This window comes from Sphingomonas sp. J315 (assembly GCF_024666595.1).
Classification (GTDB): Bacteria; Pseudomonadota; Alphaproteobacteria; order Sphingomonadales; family Sphingomonadaceae; genus Sphingomonas.
Window position 1 is genome coordinate 374,682 of sequence record NZ_CP088296.1, and the last position, 19,085, is coordinate 393,766.

Sequence of the window (19,085 nt, forward strand, 5' to 3'; positions counted from 1 at the left end):
TACACAAATGTCAATAACACCGATCCCCGAACGCAAACGCCTCAGCCCTGAGGAATCGCGCGACGCCGCATTGGAGGCCGCACGCGCCCTGTTGATTGAGGCGGGGCCGCAAGCGGTGACGCTCAAGGCCGTTGCCGCGCGCATCGGCCGCACCCATGCCAACCTCCTCCACCATTTCGGGTCGGCGGCGGGGTTGCAGCGCGCGCTCGCCCGCAGCCTCGCCGAGACAGTCTGCACGCGCATCGTCTGCCTGATTCAGGAAGCGCGCGCCGACGGACAGGCACCGACGGAGGACAAGCCCCGGCAGGTCGTCGACCTCGCCTTTGACGCCTTCGACAAATCCGGCGCAGGCGCGCTGGCAAGCTGGATGATCCTTTCGGGGAACGAGGACGCGCTCGACCCGATCCTCGAAGTCATTCACGGTCTTGTCGATCAGATCGCTGCGGTCGAGGGCGAAGACACCGGTACCGCGCTGCGTGAGGACACGCTCGCCCTCGTCCTGATGGCGATGGGCGACGCGCTGCTCGGCGAACAGCTCGCCCGATCGCTCGACCTTCCCCGTGGCGCCGCGCGCGAAATCGCGCTGCGTCAGCTCATCGGCTCCCCCGCTTTCTCAAGATGTGGGGCCAGGACATCTAGTCATGCATTTTCTCGACCAGGCAAAAATCTACATCAAATCCGGCTGGGGCGGCGGCGGTGCCGTCGGCTTCCGGCGTGAGAAGTATATCGAATATGGCGGTCCCGACGGCGGCGACGGCGGCAAGGGCGGCGACATCATCTTCGAAGCAGTGCCCGGCCTCAACACGCTGATCGACTTCCGCTACACTCAGCATTTCCGCGCCCAGCGCGGCCATGGCGGGTCGGGCAGCAACAAGACCGGCGCGGGTGGCGACGATCTCGTCATCAAGGTACCGATCGGCACGCAAATCCTCGCCGATGACGAGGAGCGCACCCTGCTCGCCGACCTGACCGAGGAAGGGCAGCGCATCGTCTTCCTGAAGGGCGGCGATGGCGGGCGCGGCAACGCCAGCTACAAGACCAGCACCAACCGCACCCCGCGTCAGCACGGCACCGGCTGGCCGGGCGAGGAAATGTTCGTCTGGCTGCGGCTCAAATTGCTCGCCGATGCGGGTCTGGTCGGCCTGCCCAATGCCGGCAAGTCCACCTTCATCAACGCCGTCACCAACGCCCAGGCAAAGGTCGGCGCCTATGCCTTCACCACCACCCGCCCCCCAGCTTGGCGTGGTGCGGCACAAGGGCAATGAGTTCGTCATCGCCGACATCCCCGGGCTGATCGAGGGCGCGGCGGAAGGCGCGGGGATCGGCGACCGCTTCCTCGGCCATATCGAACGGTGCAAGGTGCTGCTCCACCTCGTTGACGCCAATGACGAGGACGTCGCCACCAGCTACCGTATCGTCCGCGACGAGCTGGACGCCTACGGCGCGGGGCTGCTCGACAAGAAGATCATCGTCGCGCTGAACAAGATCGACATGCTCGACGACGAGCTGATTGCCGCCCTCTCCGCCGAGCTCGAAGAAGCCAGCGGTGCGGAAGTCATCGCGATCTCCGGCGCGGCGGGCATCGGCGTCGACTGGGCGCTCGACAAGCTGCTTGAGGCGATCGGCCCCGATCACGCGCGGGTCAGCGACGACGATGAGGGCGAGGAAGTGGTGGAGTGGTCGCCGATCTAGGGGCTGGCGCGGGTAACCCAAAATGATAGTTTCGAGGGCATGTTGATCCGCGTCACCTTGCCCGCTTTGCTGTTCGCGTCCCCTGTTCTCGCACAGGAAGAGGCCCCGTCGCGTGAACCGCTGCGCACCCGAATCTATGTCGGGCCGCAAGTGTCGCCCGCGACGCCCGGTGCCAAGGATCTCTCGTTCGGCCCCTTTTTCGACGTTTCGCGCGCGCGCGGCGACGATCCGTTCGATTTCGAGGCACCCGATGAAAGTTTCGGGTTCGTCGTCGCCGACGCGGGCGGAATCGAATTCGGCCCCGCGCTCGGCTTCAAGGGCAAGCGCAAGGCTGCGGACATCGGCGTGCCGCTCCACGAAGTCGGGTTCAGCTTCGAGATCGGCGGCTTCGCGCAGACCTACCCTGCCCCCAACCTGCGCGTCCGTGCCGAGGCGCGCAAGGCGGTGAGCGGCCACGACGGCTTGGTGGGCGAGTTGAGCGCCGACATTATCGCCCGCGATGGCGACAACTGGCTGTTCTCGATCGGTCCGCGCGTGACGCTCGCCGACGCGACCTATCACCGCGCCTGGTATGGGATCACCCCGGCGGACAGCGCAGCCTCCGGTCTGGCGCAGTTCCGCCCCGATGGCGGGGTCGAGGGGCTGGGCATCGCCGCCGGCTATCTGCGCCAGCTCGGCAAGCGGGTCGGGATCAGCGCCTATGCCCGCTACGACCATCTGGTCGGCGACGCGGGTCGCTCCCCCTATGTCCGCGCCGCCGGATCGCGCAGCCAGCCCTCGGTCGGGCTGGCGCTCAGCTATACGTTCGGCGGCGAGTAACCACGCCGGGACAGTTACAGTTCAGCAACAACCGGGCATGACGGCGCAACATCGACGGGAGGCGCGGATGTTGAGACTGATCGCATTGCTCGGCGGGGCGGCGTTGCTGACTGCACAGGCCGCCGACGCGCAGCGCCTCCGTGAGCGGATCGCGGAGCGCATGGCCGCGGGCGGTGCCACGGCTCCCGCAACCGGCATGGTCGAGCATGCCTATGGCCGCGACGCCCTGCAAAAGCTCGATTTCTGGGCAGCAAAGGACAGCGCCAGACCCGCGCCGATCGTGATCTTCGTCCATGGCGGCGGGTGGAAGCGCGGCGACAAGCGCAATGCGACCGGCGCGGACAAGGTGACGCACTATCTCGGACAGGGCTATGCCGTCGCCTCGGTCAACTATCGCCTCGTCCCCGCGGCAAAGGTCGAGGATCAGGCCGCCGATGTCGCCGCCGCCTTCGCCTGGCTGCGCACCAACGCCGCGAAACTGGGCATCGACCCGAAGCGCATGGTGCTGATGGGCCACAGCGCCGGCGCGCATCTGGTCGCGTTGGTCGGCACCGACCCGGCCTATGCCCGCGCAGCGGGCTTCGCGCTGTCCGACATCAAGGGCGTGATCCCGCTCGACGGCGCGGCCTATGACGTCGCCGCCCAGATGGCCGATGGCCCGGGAATCATGCAGGACACCTATGCCCAGGCCTTCGGCAGCGATCCCGCGCGGCAAAAATCGCTGTCCCCCACCGCGCACGCCGACGGCCCCAACGCCCCCGCATTCCTGATCCTCCATGTCGATCGCGAAGACGGCAAGCGCCAGTCCGAAGCACTCGGTGCCGCGCTGCGCAAGGCCGGTACCCCGGCCCAGGTCACGCGGATGGCCGGGCGCGGCCTGATCGGCCATATGGAAATCAACCGGAAGCTGGGGCAGGCCGGCTATCCTGCGACGCCGGTGGTCGACGCCTGGCTGAAAACGCGTTTCCAACCCTGACCCTCTCGTCACCCCGGGTTTGACCCGGGGCCCAGCTGCCTTGGCCGGTCGAAGAAGCGGGGTCCCGGATCAAGCCCGGGATAACAAAGAGGCGCAAGGCGTGATTGATTCGGCACAATCGCTTCTGCACTTCCCACATCACCCGCCGCGCCTGTATGCGGCCCTCGATGCATCTCTTTCCGCCCGCCTGCTGCCCGCGTCTCGTCGTCAAGATCGGATCGGCGCTGCTCGTCGATCCCGATGGCGGCGTGCGGCGCGACTGGCTGGCGGGGATCGCTACCGACATCGCCGAACGGGTGCGGGCGGGACAGCAGGTCGCGGTCGTCTCCTCCGGCGCCATCGCGCTCGGTGCGCGCCGCCTCAACCTCCCCAAGGGCGGCCGCGCCAGCCTTGAGGATGCGCAGGCCGCCGCCGCGACCGGCCAGATCGCGCTCAGCCAGGTCTGGGCCGAAATGCTGGCGACAAACGGCCTCACCGCCGCACAGATGCTGGTGACGCTCGACGATCTTGAGGATCGCCGCCGCTACCTCAACGCCGCCGCGACGCTCGGGCGGTTGCTCAGCCTCGGCGTGGTGCCGATCATCAACGAAAATGACAGCGTCGCCACGGCCGAGATCCGCTTCGGCGACAATGACCGGCTGGCAGCGCGTGTCGCGCAGGCGGCGGATGCCAATGGCGTCGTCCTGCTCAGCGACATCGACGGCCTGTACGACCGCAACCCCGCCCTCCCCGGCGCGCAGCATATCGCGCAGGTCACGCAGATCGACGCGCGGATCGAGGGGATGGCCGATCGCGGCTCCGCCTCCGGCATGGGATCGGGCGGGATGGTGTCGAAGATCGAGGCGGCGCGGATCGCCGCCAGCGCCGGGGTCAGCCTCGCCATCGCCAGCGGCCGGATCGACCGCCCGCTGTCCGCCGACGCGCGCCACACCATCTTCCTCCCCGAAAAACGCACCCGCGCCCGGAAAGCCTGGCTGGCGGGTCGCCTCACCGCCAAGGGCAGCATCGCGATCGACGCGGGCGCCGCCGCCGCGCTGGCGGAGGGGCGCAGCCTGCTCGCGATCGGCGTGACCGGCGTGCGCGGCATGTTCTTCCGCGGCGACCTCGTCACGATCGAAGGTCCGAACGGCCCGATCGCGCGCGGCCTCGCCGAATATGATGCGGGCGAAGCGCAGGCGATCCTCGGCACCCGCAGCGAGGATCAGGGCGAGATCCTCGGCTACGCCCCGCGTTCGGCTTTGGTCCACCGCAACCATATGGTGCTGCTGTGACGCTGACCCTCACCCTGCCGGTTCTTCTTCCCCTCCCTTTCAAGGGAGGGGCTGAGGGTGGGTCCAGCGGCGGACGGGGCTCGATGCCCCGGCCGTCGCTTCGCGCCGGGCGAGCCGCTGCGCGTCTCGCACCCACCCCCAACCCAGTGGCGGGTCGCCCAGTCCCCCGGACTGGGCTTGGATTGCCGGGGGCAACCCAACCCGCCACTCTTGAAAGGGAGGGGCTTTAGAGATGGCAGTCCTCGCGCTCACCGGAGCCACCGGTTTCGTCGGCAAGGCCACCGTCGACCACGCCCTCACTCGCGGCCACCGCGTCCGCGCGCTCACCCGCCGCGAGCAACCGGCGCGGGAAGGCGTCACTTGGATCGCGGGCAATCTCGACAGCGAGGATGCGCTCGCCCGGCTCGCCAGCGGCGCGGACGCGGTCGTCCACATCGCCGGGGTGGTCAACGCCCCCAACCCCGCCGGCTTCATCAACGGCAATGTCCACGGCACCGCGCGCATGGCCGCCGCCGCAGCATCCATGGGCGTGCGCCGCTTCGTCCACGTATCCTCGCTCTCCGCACGCGAGCCGCAGCTATCGGAATATGGCCGGTCCAAGGAACGCGCCGAGGAAGAGGTGCGCAAGTCCGGGCTCGACTGGACGATGATCCGCCCGCCCGGCGTATATGGCCCGGGCGACATGGAGATGCGCGACATCTTCCGCATGGCGAAATTCGGGTTCGTCGTGCTGCCCCCGGCGGGCCGCATCTCACTGGTCCATGTCCACGATCTCGCTCGGCTGCTGGTCGCGATGGCGGAAAGCGATACAGGTCGCCACATTTATGAATGCGACGACGGCGTGGACGGAGGCTACACCCATGCCGAGTTCGCCCGGCTGGTCGGCGGCGCGGTCGGCAGCCGCCCGATCCCGATCCACGTCCCGCGCGCATTGCTCCACCTTGTCGGCCATGCCGACCGCTTCCTGCGTGAAGCCAACGCCAAGCTGACCCCCGACCGCGCCGCCTATCTCAGCCACCCCGACTGGACCGCAACCCCGCACCACCGCCCCCCGGCGCAGCTATGGGCACCGCAGATAGAGACGCTCGACGGGCTGGTGCAGACCGCCGACTGGTACCGGTCGCAGGGTTTGCTCTAGGCAGTCGGACAGCCTTGAAATGTTGGATTTTCGCTGCTTGGGTCGGCCGATGGTCCCGGCCCTCCCCCTTGCCGCATCGCGTCGCACAGTCGGCCTGATACCGCGCATGACACCCCATCAAAATCGTCAGCTTTCCCTCCAAGGGGTGTCAGGCACCGCCCCGCTCTCCCCCCAATTCCGCCGCAATCGCTTGGCAGTGCCAGCCCACATCATTAAGGACCGCGCATGAGCGACCGTAACGACATCTTCGCAACCGTCTCCGCACAGATCGAACCCTTCAACAAGAAGGGCGTCGAACTGACCGATTCCACCACCTTTGCGGGCGATCTCGAATGGGACAGCCTGACGGTGATGGATTTCGTCGCCGCGATCGAGGACGAGTTCGACATCATCATCACCATGAACATGCAGGCGGAGATCGAAACCGTCGGCCAGCTGGTCGACGCGGTCCAGAAGCTGAAGGGCTGACCCACGTGACCGACGCAATCGCCACCTCCGACGCCCCCGCTCCCATGACGGGTGCCAAGCCCGACCTGATGAGCAAGTTCGACGCCATCATCGCGGAGCGTCAGGCGCTGCTCGATGCCGGCTTCACCGATCCCTATGCGGTGGTGATGGAGCAGGTGAAGTCGCCGACCGAGGCGGTGATCAAGGGCAAGGACACGATCCTGCTCGGCACCTACAACTATATGGGCATGACCTTCGACCCCGACGTGATCGCGGCGGGCAAGGAAGCGCTCGAAAAGTTTGGCAGCGGCACCAATGGCAGCCGCATGCTCAACGGCACCTTCCGCGACCATATGGAGGTCGAACAGGCGCTGCGTGAGTTTTACGGCACGACCGGCGCGATCGTGTTCTCGACCGGGTACATGGCCAATCTCGGCATGATTTCGACGCTGGCGGGCAAGGGCGATTACATCATCCTCGACGCCGACAGCCACGCGTCGATCTATGACGGGTGCAAGCAGGGCGTCGCCGAAATCGTGCGCTTCCGCCACAACAGCGTCGAGGATCTCGACAAGCGACTTGGCCGCCTCCCCGTCGAAGCCGGCAAGCTGGTGGTGCTCGAGGGCGTCTACTCGATGCTCGGCGACATCGCACCGCTCAAGGAAATGGTCGCCGTCGCCAAGAAGCATGGCGCGATGGTCCTGTCCGACGAGGCGCATTCGATGGGCTTTTACGGTCCCAATGGCCGCGGCGTGTACGAAGCGCTGGGGTGCGAGGACGATGTCGACTTCATCGTCGGCACCTTCAGCAAGTCGGTCGGCACCGTCGGCGGCTTCTGTGTGTCGAACCACCCGAAGTTCGAGGCGATTCGCCTCACCTGCCGCCCCTACATCTTCACCGCGTCGCTTCCGCCGAGTGTCGTCGCCACCGCCGCGACCTCGATCCGCAAGCTGATGACCGCGACGAAGAAGCGCGAGCAATTGTGGGACAATGCCCGCACGCTGCACGCGGGGCTCAAGGAAATGGGCTTCAAGCTCGGCACCGAACAGGCCGACAGCGCGATCATCGCGGTGATCCTGACCGATCAGGTGCAGGGCGCGGCGATGTGGCAGACGTTGCTGGAGAACGGGCTGTACGTAAATCTCGCGCGTCCTCCCGCGACGCCGGCCGGCACCTTCCTGCTGCGCTGCTCGCTCTGCGCCGAACATACGCCCGAGCAGATTCACCGCGTGCTGGGCATGTTCAAGGCGGCGGGACAGGCAGTCGGGGTGATCGCCTGAACGCTGGCGCTGGTCACGACCACCGCCTAGACGTGAGACCATGAGCGATAGCCGCATCACCGGGCTTATGCGCCGCCTGACAAGTCTGGACTGGCGCGCGGGCCTCATGATCCTGATCGCGCTGCTCGGCATCGCCGTGCTCGGCCTGCTGGTGGTCAGCCAGCGCAACGCCGACGCCCAGCGCCAGGCGGCGCTCGCGCGACAGTCTGACAGCTATGAGGTAATGGTCCTCGCCCAGGGATTCGCCGCGACCGTGGCACAGGCCGAGGCGACTTTGGGCCGCTATGTCGTGGCAGGCGAGCGCCGGGTTGGGCGCGACTTTGTCGACCAATGGCGCCGCGCCGACGGCCAGCTCGGCCTGCTCGAACGTCGCGTCCGCGGCAATGCCGCACAGACTGCCCGCGCCACGCGGTTGCGCAACGCCTTCACCGCGCGGGGCGCGGAGCTGGCCGAAGTCGCCCAGAACACCAATTTCGGCCGGAACGAAGCGGCCTATGCCTATTTCAACGAAGCGCGGCGCTCGCCCCATCTCGCCGCCCTGTCGCGCGAGACGGGGGCGATCTTCGACGCCGAACGGCTGCTGCTCAGCGCCCGCGCGGAAGAAGCGCGGCTGACCGCTGCGGGCGCGGCGGCGGATACCCGCAACCTCGCGATCTTCGGCGTGCTGCTGACGGTCGGCGCGATCATCCTTGGCTGGCTCAGCGTGCGCGCGATCCGCGACCGCGCCGCCGCCGCCGCCGAGATCGAAGCGCAGCGCGCCCGATCCGAGGAGCTGGAAGCCGCCGTCGCCGCCGCCACCGCCGGGCTTCAGGCCGAAGCGCGCGAACGCGCCGCCGCCGAGGAGAAGCTCCGCCAGGTGCAGAAGATGGAGGCGGTAGGCCAGCTGACCGGCGGAATCGCGCATGATTTCAATAATATGCTCGCGGTCGTGTTGGGCGGGATCGAGCTCGCCAAACGTAACTTGCCCGACGACGCAACCGAAGCGCTGCGTCATATCGAAAACGCCGGAGAAGGTGCCAGCCGCGCTGCCGCCCTGACCCGCCAGTTGCTCGGTTTCGCACGGTCGGAGGCGCTCGCCCCCGAAGCGATCGAGCCGACCGAGTTGATCGAGGGCATGTCGGTGCTGCTCGATCGCACCCTGGGCGACGGCATCACGATCGAGACACGCAGCGCGGGAACGCAGTGGCACGTCTGGGCCGACCGCGTGCAGCTCGAAAATGCGCTGTTGAACCTGGCCGTCAACGCCCGCGACGCAATGGACGGGCGCGGGACGCTGGTGATCGCATCGGGCCATGTCGCGCTCGAGGGCGATGCTGCCGGAGAATGCGCGCCGGGTGACTATGTCAGCATCGCCGTGAGCGACACGGGTACCGGGATGACCAGGGAAGTCATGGACCGCGTGTTTGAACCCTTTTTCACCACCAAACCGGTGGGCAAGGGAACCGGGCTCGGCCTCAGCCAGATTTTCGGTTTCGCGCGCCAGTCGGGCGGGGAAGTGCGGATCGAGTCGGTCGTCGGCGAAGGGACGACGGTGACGATGCTCCTCCCCTGCCACGCCGCAACCCCCAAGGAAAAGGTCGCGCCGGAGCGGATCGGCCCGCGCGCCGGACCGCACCGTGCGCTCGACATTCTGGTGGTCGAGGATGACCCGCGCGTCCTGTCCGCCACGCTCGCCGCACTGGAGGAGCTCGGCCATCGTCCGATTGCCTGCTCCGACCCGCTCACTGCGCCGCAGATCGTCGCCGGACTGCGTTCGCTCGACCTGATCATGTCCGATGTCCTGATGCCCGGACAGACCGGCCCCGAAATGATCGCAGGGCTCCAGCCCCAGCTCGACGGGGTCGGCGTGCTGTTCGTGACCGGCTATGCCGGCGAAGCGGACCAGGATCGTTTCGCCGGGCGACCGGTACTGCGCAAGCCGTTTACGCTGGCCGCGCTCGAACAGGCGCTGGCGGATGCGATAGCCGCGCAGGCACCTGCCGACGCGCCCACAGGCTAGATTTAGCTGCAACCTTCGATATAGCGGGAGTGTTCATGCCGGGCCGGCCGGCAGTCAGTCAGTTTTGAAGGCGCGAACCACACTCGATGACCGCACTCGACCGGTACATGGCGCGCCTGATCGCGGTTCCGCTGATCTCTACGCTGTTGATCTCTGCGATGCTGCTGGTGCTCGACCGGATGCTGCGGCTGTTCGACTTCGTCGCGAGCGAGGGCGGACCGGTCAGTGTGGTGTGGCAGATGCTCGCCAATCTGCTGCCCGAATATCTCGGCCTGGGCATTCCGATCGGGTTGATGCTCGGTATCCTGCTCGCCTTCCGCCGCCTCGCCACCACTTCCGAACTCGACGTGCTGCGCGCTGTCGGCATGAGCTATGGGCGGATGCTGCGCGTCCCCTTCATGTACGCCTTCGCGCTCGCCGCGCTCAATCTCGCGATCGTCGGCTATATCCAGCCCTATGCCCGCTACAATTACGAAGGGCTGCGGTTCGAGTTGCGCACCGGTGCGCTCGGCGCGTCGATCAAGGTCGGCGAGTTCACCAATATGGGCGACCGGATGACGCTGCGGATCGAGGAGAGCCGCAACGAGGGCCGCGACCTGTCGGGCATCTTCGTCAGTGCGCGCGCGCCGGGCGGCGACATCGTCTCCGCGACCGCGGAAAAGGGACAGTTTCTGCGCACCGATGATCCCGATGTCATCATCTTTCGCCTAACCAAGGGCACGCTGGTCCACCAGTCGCCCAAGTTCGACGTTCCGCGCGTTCTCACCTTCGACGCGCACGATTTGCCGATCGATCTGCCGAAATTCGAGCAATTCCGGCAACGCGGCGAGCGTAACCTTGAGTTGACCCTGCCCGAACTCGCCAAGATCGGCGGCGACCGCAGCAAGTCGGAGGAGGAACGCGATACCAGCCGCTCCGCCTTCCACTTCCGCGTGGTTGAGGTCGCGACGATGTTCCTGCTGCCGCTGCTGGCGCTGGCACTTGGCGTGCCGCCCAAGCGATCGACCTCGGCGCTGGGGGTCTTTCTGTCGATCGTGATGATCGTCACATATCACAAGATCAACGAATATGCGCAGGGAGTGGGCAGTCTCGGACTGGTCGATCCGCTGCTCGCCTTGTGGGGGCCGTTCCTGATCTTCGCGGGCCTGGTGCTGTGGATGTACTACACCATCGCCTATGTGCCGGGCGGACAGCCGATCGGCGCGCTTGAGAAATTCTTCGCCAAGACCTGGAAAGCCGTGGCGAAATACCTGCCCGGGCGCCGCAAGCGGAAGGTGACGGCATGATTCACGCGCTCACCGACTTCTTCCCGTCGAAAACCGTGTCATTCTACATGGCGCGCTCGTTCCTCATCAACACCTTCGCCTTTCTGTTCGGGCTGGTGCTGATCCTGCAAACGCTCGATCTGCTCAGCAGAATCCGGCCGCATCCTCGCTTTCCCGGGCAATGGCGATGCCCAGGTCTGGACCTATGTCAGTCTGCGCGCGCCGCAGATCATCGCGACCTTCCTGCCCTTTTCGGTGCTGCTCGGCACCATCGTCACGTTCAGCACGATGAACCAGAATAGCGAGATCATTGCGCTCAAGGCATCGGGCCTGTCGGCGCATCAGGTGCTTGCGCCGCTGATGATCGCCGGGCTGGGCGTCGCGATCATTTCCTTCAGCTTCAACGACCGGGTCGTCGCGCGGGCCAGTTCCACGCTCGCCGCCTGGAAGAAGGTCGAATACGGCCCGCTGCCGATCGACCGGGGCGACCGCTCGAACGTCTGGGTCCGCAACGGCAGTCATTTGATCCACGCCCAACAGATCAAGGGCCGGGGCGACGCAGCGATCCTGGGCGGCGTTACGGTCTATGAGCGCGACGGGGCCGTGCTGAAGTCGCTCGTCCGTGCCAAGGCCGGGCGGCGTGAGGGCAATGGCTGGCGGGTTCAGGGCGCGGAGCGGTTCGATGTGGCGACGGGCAAGCTCACCCCGCTGGGCGATGTGATCGTCGGGCAGGGCGTGCGCCCCGACCAGTTCACCCTCGCCAATGTCGATGCCGAAAGCATGTCGTTCGGTGCGCTGAGCGAGGCGATCGACGACCTCAAGACCGCCGGCCGCCCGACCAAGGCGCTCGAAGGGTCATTGTGGCACAAACTGTCCGGCCCGCTCTCGGCGGTGCTGATGCCGCTGCTCGCCGCCGTCGCCGCGTTCGGCATCGCGCGATCGGGCAAATTGTTCGTCCGCGCGGTGATGGGGATGGGCCTCGGCTTCCTCTACTTCGTCGCCGACAATTTCGCGCTGGCGATGGGCAATCTCGGCGCCTACCCGCCCTTCCTCGCTGCCTGGGCGCCGTTCCTGCTGTTCGCGATGATCGGCGAGGCGGTGCTGCTCAAGAGCGAGGAATAGCCCTCCCAACGTCGCCCCGGGGCTAGACCCGGGGCCGGGCTGCCTTGCGCGCCTGAGGGAAGATGCCCCGGCCCGGGTCAAGCCCGGGCAGACGACGCGATTATTGCGCCCGTACCTTCATCGTGCTCGCCGCGAGCCGCGCCATCAAGCCGCGCAGCGTCGGGTAGTTCGCTTGCCTGTAGGTCGAGTCGGCCCCCAGCGCCTCCGACAGCCGCCGGTGCGCCTCGCCCAGCGAATGATAGGGCAGGCTCGGCAGCAGATGGTGAAGCGCATGGAAGCGCAGCCCAACCGGTGCCCACAGATAGGGCAGGAACCCGCCCGGCACGTTGACGCTGTCGAGATATTGCGCGGTCACCGTCAGCGGCTCGCCTTCATTCTCCCACAGATGCGCGACCAGAGTGCGCACCTGGTTGAGCACCGCGACGCCCGAGATCACCACCATACAGGTGAGGAACGCCTTGAGCGGCAGCACGCCGGTCGAAACCGTGGCGATCAGCGTCACCGCGACCACGCTCGCGCCGATTTCCTGCCAGCGCCACTGGCGGGCGAACTCGCCCTCGGGCGCCTTGCGCTCGAACTTGGGGTTGATCTGGAGGCCCGAATAGCGGCCCACGACAACGCGGCGCAGCTTTGACGACAGCAGCGACAGCGGCCCCAGCACGCCGAAGCGCAGCAGCAGCCCGACCGGCATCAGCGTCGACACCAGCAGGAACACCGGCAGCGTCCACGGCTTCATCAGCGCGAGCGGCAGATATTCGGGGTCCTCCACCGTGCCATAACGGGTGCGCGTGTGGTGGATCGTATGAATGCCCTCATACATGAAGCTCGGCAGCATCATCGGGATGCCGAGCAGCAGGTTCCACCCCACCCGGAAGCCGGGCAGCAACGAGTGCTTAAGGTGCGTGATCTCGTGAATGAACAGGCTGGCGCGATAGAGCGCGAGCACGGCAAGCACGCCGCTTGCCAGCGCCCAGCCGATCGACGGGGCAAGGATCGCGCCCGCCAGCGCGGCATAGCCGACTCCTGCCGAAACGAGGAAATCGCTCCAATAGATGCGCGCGCTCGGCGTCTGCAAATCGCGGGTCAGCTCCGACGCGGCGCGCAGCATCGCCTTGTCGTCGGCCATGCCGGACAAGCGGATCTTCGACGCCGCGACCGGCGCATCGGCAACACGCTCCCGCGCGGCCGCATCAAGGGCGAGACTATTCATAGCGTCCGGCATTGGCATCAGATCGTGGCCATTGCGTGGCATTTCAACACCGCCCCGGTGGGACTCGGTCCCCCAGTTGACTTGGGCGCGACAAGGCGTGACTGAATTGGCGCAAATCAACGAAAGGTGCCATTTCGTGGCCATTGCCCCGCTCGCCATCCGCCCGGTCACCACCAAGGCGGACAAGCGCGACTTCATCGAACTTGCGTACCGCCTCAACCGTGGCGATCCGAACTGGATACCGCCGCTGCGCAGCGAAGTCGCCGCCGCGATCGACCCGAAGAAGAATGGCTGGTTCAGCCATGCCGAGGCACAATTATTCCTGGCCGAACGCGACGGGCGACCCGTTGGGCGGATCGCCGCGCATATCGACCGGCTGGCGCTGGAAATGCCCGTCGAGCAGGGTTTCGGCCCCGGCACCGGCTTTTTCGGCCTGTTCGAGTCGGAGGACGACAATGTCGCGCGCGCGCTGATCAACACCGCGCAGGAGTGGCTGCGCAAGAAAGGCATGACCCGCGTCGTCGGCCCGATCTCGCTGTCGATCTGGGAGGAGCCCGGCCTGTTGATCCAGGGTCATGACCACGCCCCGATGGTGATGATGGGGCACCACAAGCCCGCCTATCGCAACTATATCGAGGATGCGGGCTTCGTACCTGTGAAGCAGCTCAAGACCTATGACCTGAATATCACCGGAGACTTTCCCCCTTTAGTCCAGCGGATCGTTGCGATGGGCGAAAAGAGCGACCGCATCCGCATCCGCACAGTCGACAAATCGCGCTTCGCTGAGGAAGCCGCGCTGATCCTGAGCATTCTCAACGACGCATGGTCGGACAATTGGGGCTTTGTCCCCCTCACCCAGCCGGAAATCGACGATGTCGGAAAAAAGCTGAAGCCGATCGTCTTCGAAAAGCTGATCCGAATTGCCGAGCTGGATGGCGAACCGGTGGCGTTCATGATCACCCTCCCCGACCTCAACGAGGTGCTCGGGCCACTCAACGGCAACCTCTTCCCGTTCGGCTGGGCAAAGCTGCTGTGGTGGCTGCATCGCGGCAAGGCGAGGGGCATGCGCGTCCCGCTGATGGGCGTCCTCAAGAAGCTGCAGGGATCGCGCATGGCGAGCCAGCTCGCCTTCATGATGATCGAATATATCCGTCGCGACGCGATCGTCGATTTCGGCGCGACCCGAGGGGAGATCGGCTGGGTGCTCGACGATAATCAGGGGATGAATGCCATCGCCGACACGATCGAGAGCAAGGTCAATCGCGTGTACCAAATCTACGCGAAGAATCTGGGCTAAAGCCCCAGGATAGGCGGCCCGCAGCGTTAGGGGCACTGCGGGCCGCACCCTCGCTACCGTCGGGGGGCGAGGGGATCGAATTCGTCTTCGAGGATCCATTCCGCGCGGGTCTTGCACATCTTCTTCTCCAGCCGCGAACCGGCGACCGTGTACTTGACGCAGTAGCGCTTGGTGTCGGCGGCGGCCTCGGTGCCGGAGGGCGATGGCGCTGCTGCGGGGGTGTCCCGTGGCGTTGGCGCGGCGAGCGCAGGTTCGGACAGGCTGGCGGTGACCAGACCCGCAGCGAGGGCGAACATCGTGGTACGCATAACAAATCTCCCTTGAACTTCAGTGAGATATTCGTCTGACGAGACGCTTACTTGCTGGGGGCGAGCGGATCGTAACCTTGGGTGCCGATCCACATTTCGCGCGTCTTGCAGGCCCGGCGCGGCGGGCTGATGCCGGTCATCTGGAAGCGCACGCAATAGCGCGCATCCTCATCAGCGACCGGGGCTGTGGCGGGTGCGGGTGCCGGCGCGTTCGGCGTCGCGGCGGTCGAATTGGGGGTGGCCGATGCGGCCGCGAACAAAGCGGTGGCACTGGCGATCAGGGCGATGGACATGAAATTGCTCCTGGGTACTGTTGGGGCTGCGACCCGGCCTGGGCTCTTGTGTCGCAGCTGTGTTAGTGCATTAGTCATGCCAAACACTGGAGCTAAGCAATATCAGTCACTTAGGTCGTTCCGAATGAAACGAGCAGGAGATTTCTCACCGAAGGGTGGTAAATTGCGCCAACAATGCGCAATCGTTTCAGGCGCGCAACCGTACCCAGGTCGGCGCGTGGTCGCTGGCCTTTTCGCGGCCGCGATACTCCTTGTCGACGCCGGCATCGGCAAAGCGATCGGCGGCAATCGGGCTGAGGAGCAAATGATCGATCCGGATCCCGCATCGCGCTGCCAAGCGCCTGCCTGATAATCCCAGAAGGTCCACACCCGCCCGGCGGGACAGCGCGTGCGCAGTGCGTCGGTCCATCCCTGCGCCAATAGCGCGCGATAGCCCTGGCGAGATTCCGGCTGCATCAGCGCGTCGTCCGCCATCGCCTTGACCGAATAGACATCATCGTCGTTCGGGATGACATTATAGTCGCCCGCCAGCACCACCGCTCGCTCCTCCGCGAGCAGGTCGCGCGCATGGCCGGACAATCGTTCGATCCAGCGCAGCTTGTAATCGAATTTCGGCCCCGGCACCGGATTACCGTTGGGCAGGTAGATCGACGCGATGATCACGCCGTTCACCTCCGCCTCGATATAGCGGCTATGCTCGTCCTCGGGTTCGCCTGCCAGACCGCGTTTGCGCTCGACCGGATCGATGCCCTTCGCCAGGATCGCGACGCCGTTGAAGCCCTTTTGCCCGTGCCACACTGCGCCATAGCCGGCGGCGCGGATATCCGCCTCCGGAAAGCCCTCATCTGCGGACTTCAACTCCTGAAGGCAGACCACGTCCGGCTGCTGTTCGCCGAGATATTCGATCAGGCGCGGCAGCCGCGCCTTGATCCCGTTCACATTGTAGCTGACGATCTTCACAGCGCGATCAGACGGCGAAGCTGGTGCCGCAGCCGCAACCCGATGCGGCAACTGGATTGGTCACGCGAAATGCCGCACCGCCAAGCGATTCGACGTAATCGACGCTTGCGCCCCGGACCAGGTCCAGACTGATTGAATCAACCAGCAGAGTTACGCCATCGGTCTGCGCGATCGCATCGTCTTCGGCCGGCGCATCGGCGAGCTCGAACTTGTACTGAAACCCCGAACATCCGCCACCCTCGACCGACAAGCGCAGCGTTGCGGGCTTGCCCTGCTTCGCTGCAATCGCCGCGACACGCGCGGCGGCGGCGGGCGTGAGACTGATTTCTTCGGAAAGCGCAGTTGCCATGCAGGGCAGATAGGCGCCCGCGGCGATGGCCGCAACCTAAACGGAAAAGGGCCGCCCGGCTGTGCCGGTGCGGCCCCATCCCTCTCCTGTTATCTCGTGTAGCTCAGTTGCCGCCGACGGCGGTCGCCTGAAGCTTCGCCGCGCGCTGCTCGACCTGCTCGATCACGCTGGCATTCTGCATGAACGGCATCGGGTTGAGCGCCTTGCCATCGACGCGCACTTCGTAATGAAGGTGGCTGCCGGTCGACCGACCGGTCGACCCCATCAGGCCGATCAACTGGCCACGCCGCACGCGGGTGTTCGGCGCGACAAGGATCTTCGACAGATGGCCGTAACGGGTTTCGATGCCCTTGCCGTGATTGACGGTGATCAGATTGCCATAGCCGCCAAAGCGACCGGTGCGGCCGACCACGCCATCCGCCGTGGCATAGATCGGCGTGCCGACCGGGCCGGGAATGTCGATGCCGGCATGCATCGCGGCGGCGCCGTGGAACGGATCTGACCGGACACCGAAGCTACTGGTCAACCGCATGTTCTCAACCGGCTGGAGCGACGGGATCGCGATTACCGACTGTTCGAGCACGTCGAGCTTCTGCCACGTCTGGAAGAGCGAGCGGAACTGCGCATCGGCGCTGGCTTCGCCACCGGCTGCAGCGCCCTCGGGTGCCGCCTCGAACGGGCCCCCCATGCCGCCGCCGACGAAGCGTTCGGGCTGAATGCCCATGCTGCGCAGCTGCTGCTGGGTCAGGTGCAGGCGGATCTGCGCGGTGCGCTGGGCCCTGGCGGCGAGCTGTGCCTGGCGCGCCTCGACCTGGCGGAGCGGAGCGAGCACCTCATTGGCCATGTCGCTGTCCGCGTCGAACGACACATTGGCGATCGGCGCACCGACATCGGCGGGCGAACCCGTGCCGCTCAGCACCCCGGCGATGATTTTCTGGCGCTGCTCGACGCGCGCCGCGTGAACCTTGGCGGCTTCCTTGATCGCCGCGACATCGGCCTCGAGCCGGGTCATTTCGGCGCGCATCTTTTCCATGCGGGCTTCGGGAGTTGCCTGGGTTCCCGCAACACCAGTGGCCATGATCGCGCCGAATGCGGCCTGCGACACGCCATAGGCAGAGAAGGTAACGGTAATCGCGGCGACGCCGGCGAGGATCGCCTGGGTCCGTCCGGCGACGCTGAACCGCTTGAGGTCGCGGCCATCGTGGAAGATGAAATCACGGGTCGTGAAGAGATCGCGGAACCGCGCTACGAAATTCGCGTTGAGTGCAGTGCTGACCATGAGTCCCCGGCAACCACAGACACGCGCCAATAGAGCGGCACACGCCTTCGTTAAACAATCGCGTCTGGAAGCAGCCCCTCCGCATCCGACGGATTGGGTTGAACCCGAAGGCTCACTCCACGGCAAGGCTTTCGTAATAGTCGCGCGTCAAACCGGCTGACTCGCGCGCCGAGTCGTTGAACGGAGGCTTAACCGTTCCCCGGAAGTAACGATCGATCAGCGCCCGCCATTCCCTCCGCAGAATCGATTCGTCGATCTGCGCAAAGCGATTCGAACCACCGCGTCCCGGCGGCGACATGGACGATTTCGTCGCGGAAAATCCGGCCCAATACCGCCGCAGTCGGCATGTCTCCGGCGGCCTCGAACCGCTCGATCGTCGCGGGAGTTACATCCAGTCCCCGCGCCTCCAATACCATCGGCACTACCGCGAGACGTGCCGCAGCATCGTCCGCGGTATCGGTCGCCGCCTCCCACAGCCCGGCATGCGCGGGCATCGCGCCATAATGGCTGCCCAGTTGCTTCAGCCGCCGGCTGAGCAACGCGAAGTGCATCGCCTCATCCGCCCCGACCCTCATCCAGTCGTCGGTGAATGCGCGCGGGAACTGCGCGCCAAACCGCCCGACCAGGTCGAAGGCCAGGTCGATCGCGAAGAACTCGATATGCGCCAGCGCATGGATCAACGCGATCCGGCCATGCTCCGACCCCTTGCCGCGCTTTGGCATCCGGTTCGGCGGCAGCAATTCAGGCGTGGCGGGCCGCGCCGGTTCGACCGGCATCGCGACGTCGAAATCGAATGCCAGCCGCCCCAATCGCCAGTCGCGCGCGGCACGCCGGGCGGCAGCCACCTTCGCCATCGGCTCACCGGCCAGCAGGACCGCGCGCGCCGCCTCTGCCACGCTCGCCATTACGCCGCCTTCAGCTCCTTCGCGGCTTCCAGCACCTCGATCACATGGCCCGGCACGCGCACCTTGCGCCACGCGCGAACCAGCGCGCCATCGGCGTCGAACAGGAAGGTCGATCGGTCGATGCCCATATATTTCTTGCCGTACATCGACTTTTCGACCCACGAACCGAACACCTCCAGCGCCTTGCCGTCAGGGTCGGTCGCCAGCGGGATGGTCAGGTCGTATTTGTTGACGAACTTCTGGTGCTTGATCGTGTTGTCGCGCGACACGCCGAGCAGCCGCACGCCCAGCGCATCGAACTGGTTCTTGAACGCGCTGAAATCCTGCGCCTCACGGGTACAGCCCGCCGTGTCGTCCTTGGGGTAGAAATAAAGCACCAGCGGTGCCCCGATCATCCCGTCCAGACGAAATCCATTGCCATCGATGTCGATCAGCTCGACGGGGGGAATCTTGTCGCCTTCCTCGATACGCATCG

At 66.0% G+C, this 19,085-nt stretch carries 16 protein-coding genes and 4 pseudogenes; 12 read left to right on the forward strand and 8 right to left on the reverse strand.

The features are described 5' to 3' along the window. Nucleotides 1-7 precede the first annotated feature (7 nt). The 11 genes and pseudogenes from LRS08_RS02055 to lptG all read left to right on the forward strand — a co-directional run bounded on the left by LRS08_RS02055 (nucleotide 8) and on the right by lptG (nucleotide 12,009). Nucleotides 8-718, forward strand: a complete 711-nt coding sequence (locus LRS08_RS02055) for a TetR/AcrR family transcriptional regulator (protein WP_260481272.1) — start codon at nucleotides 8-10, stop codon at nucleotides 716-718. Continuing rightward, nucleotides 642-1,692: pseudogene (gene obgE, locus LRS08_RS02060) on the forward strand (GTPase ObgE). Before LRS08_RS02055 ends, obgE begins: the two are co-directional and overlap by 77 nt. Nucleotides 1,693-1,731: 39 nt before the next feature. Further along, on the forward strand, nucleotides 1,732-2,511 hold the full coding sequence (locus LRS08_RS02065; RefSeq protein ID WP_260481273.1) for a MipA/OmpV family protein: 780 nt from the start codon (nucleotides 1,732-1,734) through the stop codon (nucleotides 2,509-2,511). 67 nt (nucleotides 2,512-2,578) lie between these two features. Continuing rightward, nucleotides 2,579-3,487: an alpha/beta hydrolase gene (locus LRS08_RS02070; RefSeq protein WP_409456271.1), complete on the forward strand. Its 909-nt coding sequence runs from the start codon at nucleotides 2,579-2,581 to the stop codon at nucleotides 3,485-3,487. A 167-nt stretch (nucleotides 3,488-3,654) separates the two neighbouring features. After that, nucleotides 3,655-4,758, forward strand: coding sequence for a glutamate 5-kinase (gene proB, locus LRS08_RS02075; RefSeq protein WP_257845116.1), 1,104 nt, complete (start codon nucleotides 3,655-3,657; stop codon nucleotides 4,756-4,758). Between the two features lie 232 nt (nucleotides 4,759-4,990). Next, nucleotides 4,991-5,896, forward strand: coding sequence for an NAD-dependent epimerase/dehydratase family protein (locus LRS08_RS02080; protein ID WP_260481274.1), 906 nt, complete (start codon nucleotides 4,991-4,993; stop codon nucleotides 5,894-5,896). Nucleotides 5,897-6,121: 225 nt separating this feature from the next. Next, nucleotides 6,122-6,364 carry an acyl carrier protein gene (locus LRS08_RS02085; RefSeq protein ID WP_257845115.1) on the forward strand — a complete coding sequence of 81 codons (243 nt, stop codon included), beginning with the start codon at nucleotides 6,122-6,124 and terminating at the stop codon, nucleotides 6,362-6,364. Between the two features lie 44 nt (nucleotides 6,365-6,408). Continuing rightward, entirely contained in the window at nucleotides 6,409-7,623 is a 1,215-nt protein-coding gene (gene spt / locus LRS08_RS02090) for a serine palmitoyltransferase (RefSeq protein WP_257845521.1), read from the forward strand. Between the two features lie 40 nt (nucleotides 7,624-7,663). Next, nucleotides 7,664-9,622 (forward strand): ATP-binding protein, encoded by a 1,959-nt coding sequence (locus LRS08_RS02095; protein ID WP_257845114.1) that lies wholly within the window; start codon nucleotides 7,664-7,666, stop codon nucleotides 9,620-9,622. Between the two features lie 86 nt (nucleotides 9,623-9,708). Then, nucleotides 9,709-10,908: an LPS export ABC transporter permease LptF gene (gene lptF / locus LRS08_RS02100; RefSeq protein WP_260481275.1), complete on the forward strand. Its 1,200-nt coding sequence runs from the start codon at nucleotides 9,709-9,711 to the stop codon at nucleotides 10,906-10,908. After that, nucleotides 10,905-12,009 (forward strand): annotated as a pseudogene (lptG, locus tag LRS08_RS02105) (LPS export ABC transporter permease LptG). The gene lptF and the pseudogene lptG overlap by 4 nt, the downstream one beginning before the upstream one ends. A gap of 100 nt (nucleotides 12,010-12,109) precedes the next feature. Here the strand turns inward: lptG and LRS08_RS02110 are convergent. Then, a complete protein-coding gene (locus LRS08_RS02110) occupies nucleotides 12,110-13,219 on the reverse strand; it encodes a fatty acid desaturase family protein (protein WP_257845112.1) in 1,110 nt (369 codons plus the stop codon). A 136-nt stretch (nucleotides 13,220-13,355) separates the two neighbouring features. On the opposite strand from LRS08_RS02110, the gene LRS08_RS02115 reads away from it, so the two are divergent. Next, nucleotides 13,356-14,516: an N-acetyltransferase gene (locus tag LRS08_RS02115; protein WP_260481276.1), complete on the forward strand. Its 1,161-nt coding sequence runs from the start codon at nucleotides 13,356-13,358 to the stop codon at nucleotides 14,514-14,516. Between the two features lie 53 nt (nucleotides 14,517-14,569). Here the strand turns inward: LRS08_RS02115 and LRS08_RS02120 are convergent, their stop codons facing one another. From LRS08_RS02120 to LRS08_RS02150, 7 genes and pseudogenes are all read right to left on the reverse strand, one after another. After that, a complete protein-coding gene (locus LRS08_RS02120) occupies nucleotides 14,570-14,824 on the reverse strand; it encodes a hypothetical protein (RefSeq protein ID WP_257845111.1) in 255 nt (84 codons plus the stop codon). 47 nt (nucleotides 14,825-14,871) lie between these two features. Beyond that, the gene (locus tag LRS08_RS02125) at nucleotides 14,872-15,117 is read right to left on the reverse strand and encodes a hypothetical protein (RefSeq protein ID WP_257845110.1); all 246 of its coding nucleotides are present in this window, start codon (nucleotides 15,115-15,117) and stop codon (nucleotides 14,872-14,874) included. Nucleotides 15,118-15,304: 187 nt separating this feature from the next. After that, a pseudogene (gene xth / locus LRS08_RS02130) lies at nucleotides 15,305-16,077 on the reverse strand (exodeoxyribonuclease III). 7 nt (nucleotides 16,078-16,084) lie between these two features. Beyond that, complete coding sequence (gene erpA / locus LRS08_RS02135) at nucleotides 16,085-16,426, reverse strand: iron-sulfur cluster insertion protein ErpA (RefSeq protein WP_257845108.1); 342 nt, start codon at nucleotides 16,424-16,426, stop codon at nucleotides 16,085-16,087. 103 nt (nucleotides 16,427-16,529) lie between these two features. Then, a complete protein-coding gene (locus tag LRS08_RS02140) occupies nucleotides 16,530-17,705 on the reverse strand; it encodes a M23 family metallopeptidase (RefSeq protein ID WP_257845107.1) in 1,176 nt (391 codons plus the stop codon). 112 nt (nucleotides 17,706-17,817) lie between these two features. Beyond that, nucleotides 17,818-18,610 (reverse strand): annotated as a pseudogene (locus tag LRS08_RS02145) (ferritin-like domain-containing protein). Next, nucleotides 18,610-19,083: a peroxiredoxin gene (locus tag LRS08_RS02150; RefSeq protein ID WP_257845105.1), complete on the reverse strand. Its 474-nt coding sequence runs from the start codon at nucleotides 19,081-19,083 to the stop codon at nucleotides 18,610-18,612. Before LRS08_RS02150 ends, LRS08_RS02145 begins: the two are co-directional and overlap by 1 nt. Nucleotides 19,084-19,085 lie beyond the last annotated feature (2 nt).

What these genes read in the sequence shown, in the direction of transcription:
- LRS08_RS02055 (WP_260481272.1), top strand. Translation starts at nt 8, where the DNA reads ATGTCAATAACACCGATCCCCGAACGCAAACGCCTCAGCCCTGAGGAA.
- LRS08_RS02065 (WP_260481273.1), top strand. Translation starts at nt 1,732, where the DNA reads ATGTTGATCCGCGTCACCTTGCCCGCTTTGCTGTTCGCGTCCCCTGTT.
- LRS08_RS02070 (WP_409456271.1), top strand. Translation starts at nt 2,579, where the DNA reads ATGTTGAGACTGATCGCATTGCTCGGCGGGGCGGCGTTGCTGACTGCA.
- proB (WP_257845116.1), top strand. Translation starts at nt 3,655, where the DNA reads ATGCATCTCTTTCCGCCCGCCTGCTGCCCGCGTCTCGTCGTCAAGATC.
- LRS08_RS02080 (WP_260481274.1), top strand. Translation starts at nt 4,991, where the DNA reads ATGGCAGTCCTCGCGCTCACCGGAGCCACCGGTTTCGTCGGCAAGGCC.
- LRS08_RS02085 (WP_257845115.1), top strand. Translation starts at nt 6,122, where the DNA reads ATGAGCGACCGTAACGACATCTTCGCAACCGTCTCCGCACAGATCGAA.
- spt (WP_257845521.1), top strand. Translation starts at nt 6,409, where the DNA reads ATGACGGGTGCCAAGCCCGACCTGATGAGCAAGTTCGACGCCATCATC.
- LRS08_RS02095 (WP_257845114.1), top strand. Translation starts at nt 7,664, where the DNA reads ATGAGCGATAGCCGCATCACCGGGCTTATGCGCCGCCTGACAAGTCTG.
- lptF (WP_260481275.1), top strand. Translation starts at nt 9,709, where the DNA reads ATGACCGCACTCGACCGGTACATGGCGCGCCTGATCGCGGTTCCGCTG.
- LRS08_RS02110 (WP_257845112.1), bottom strand. Translation starts at nt 13,219, where the DNA reads ATGAATAGTCTCGCCCTTGATGCGGCCGCGCGGGAGCGTGTTGCCGAT.
- LRS08_RS02120 (WP_257845111.1), bottom strand. Translation starts at nt 14,824, where the DNA reads ATGCGTACCACGATGTTCGCCCTCGCTGCGGGTCTGGTCACCGCCAGC.
- LRS08_RS02125 (WP_257845110.1), bottom strand. Translation starts at nt 15,117, where the DNA reads ATGTCCATCGCCCTGATCGCCAGTGCCACCGCTTTGTTCGCGGCCGCA.
- erpA (WP_257845108.1), bottom strand. Translation starts at nt 16,426, where the DNA reads ATGGCAACTGCGCTTTCCGAAGAAATCAGTCTCACGCCCGCCGCCGCC.
- LRS08_RS02140 (WP_257845107.1), bottom strand. Translation starts at nt 17,705, where the DNA reads ATGGTCAGCACTGCACTCAACGCGAATTTCGTAGCGCGGTTCCGCGAT.
- LRS08_RS02150 (WP_257845105.1), bottom strand. Translation starts at nt 19,083, where the DNA reads ATGCGTATCGAGGAAGGCGACAAGATTCCCCCCGTCGAGCTGATCGAC.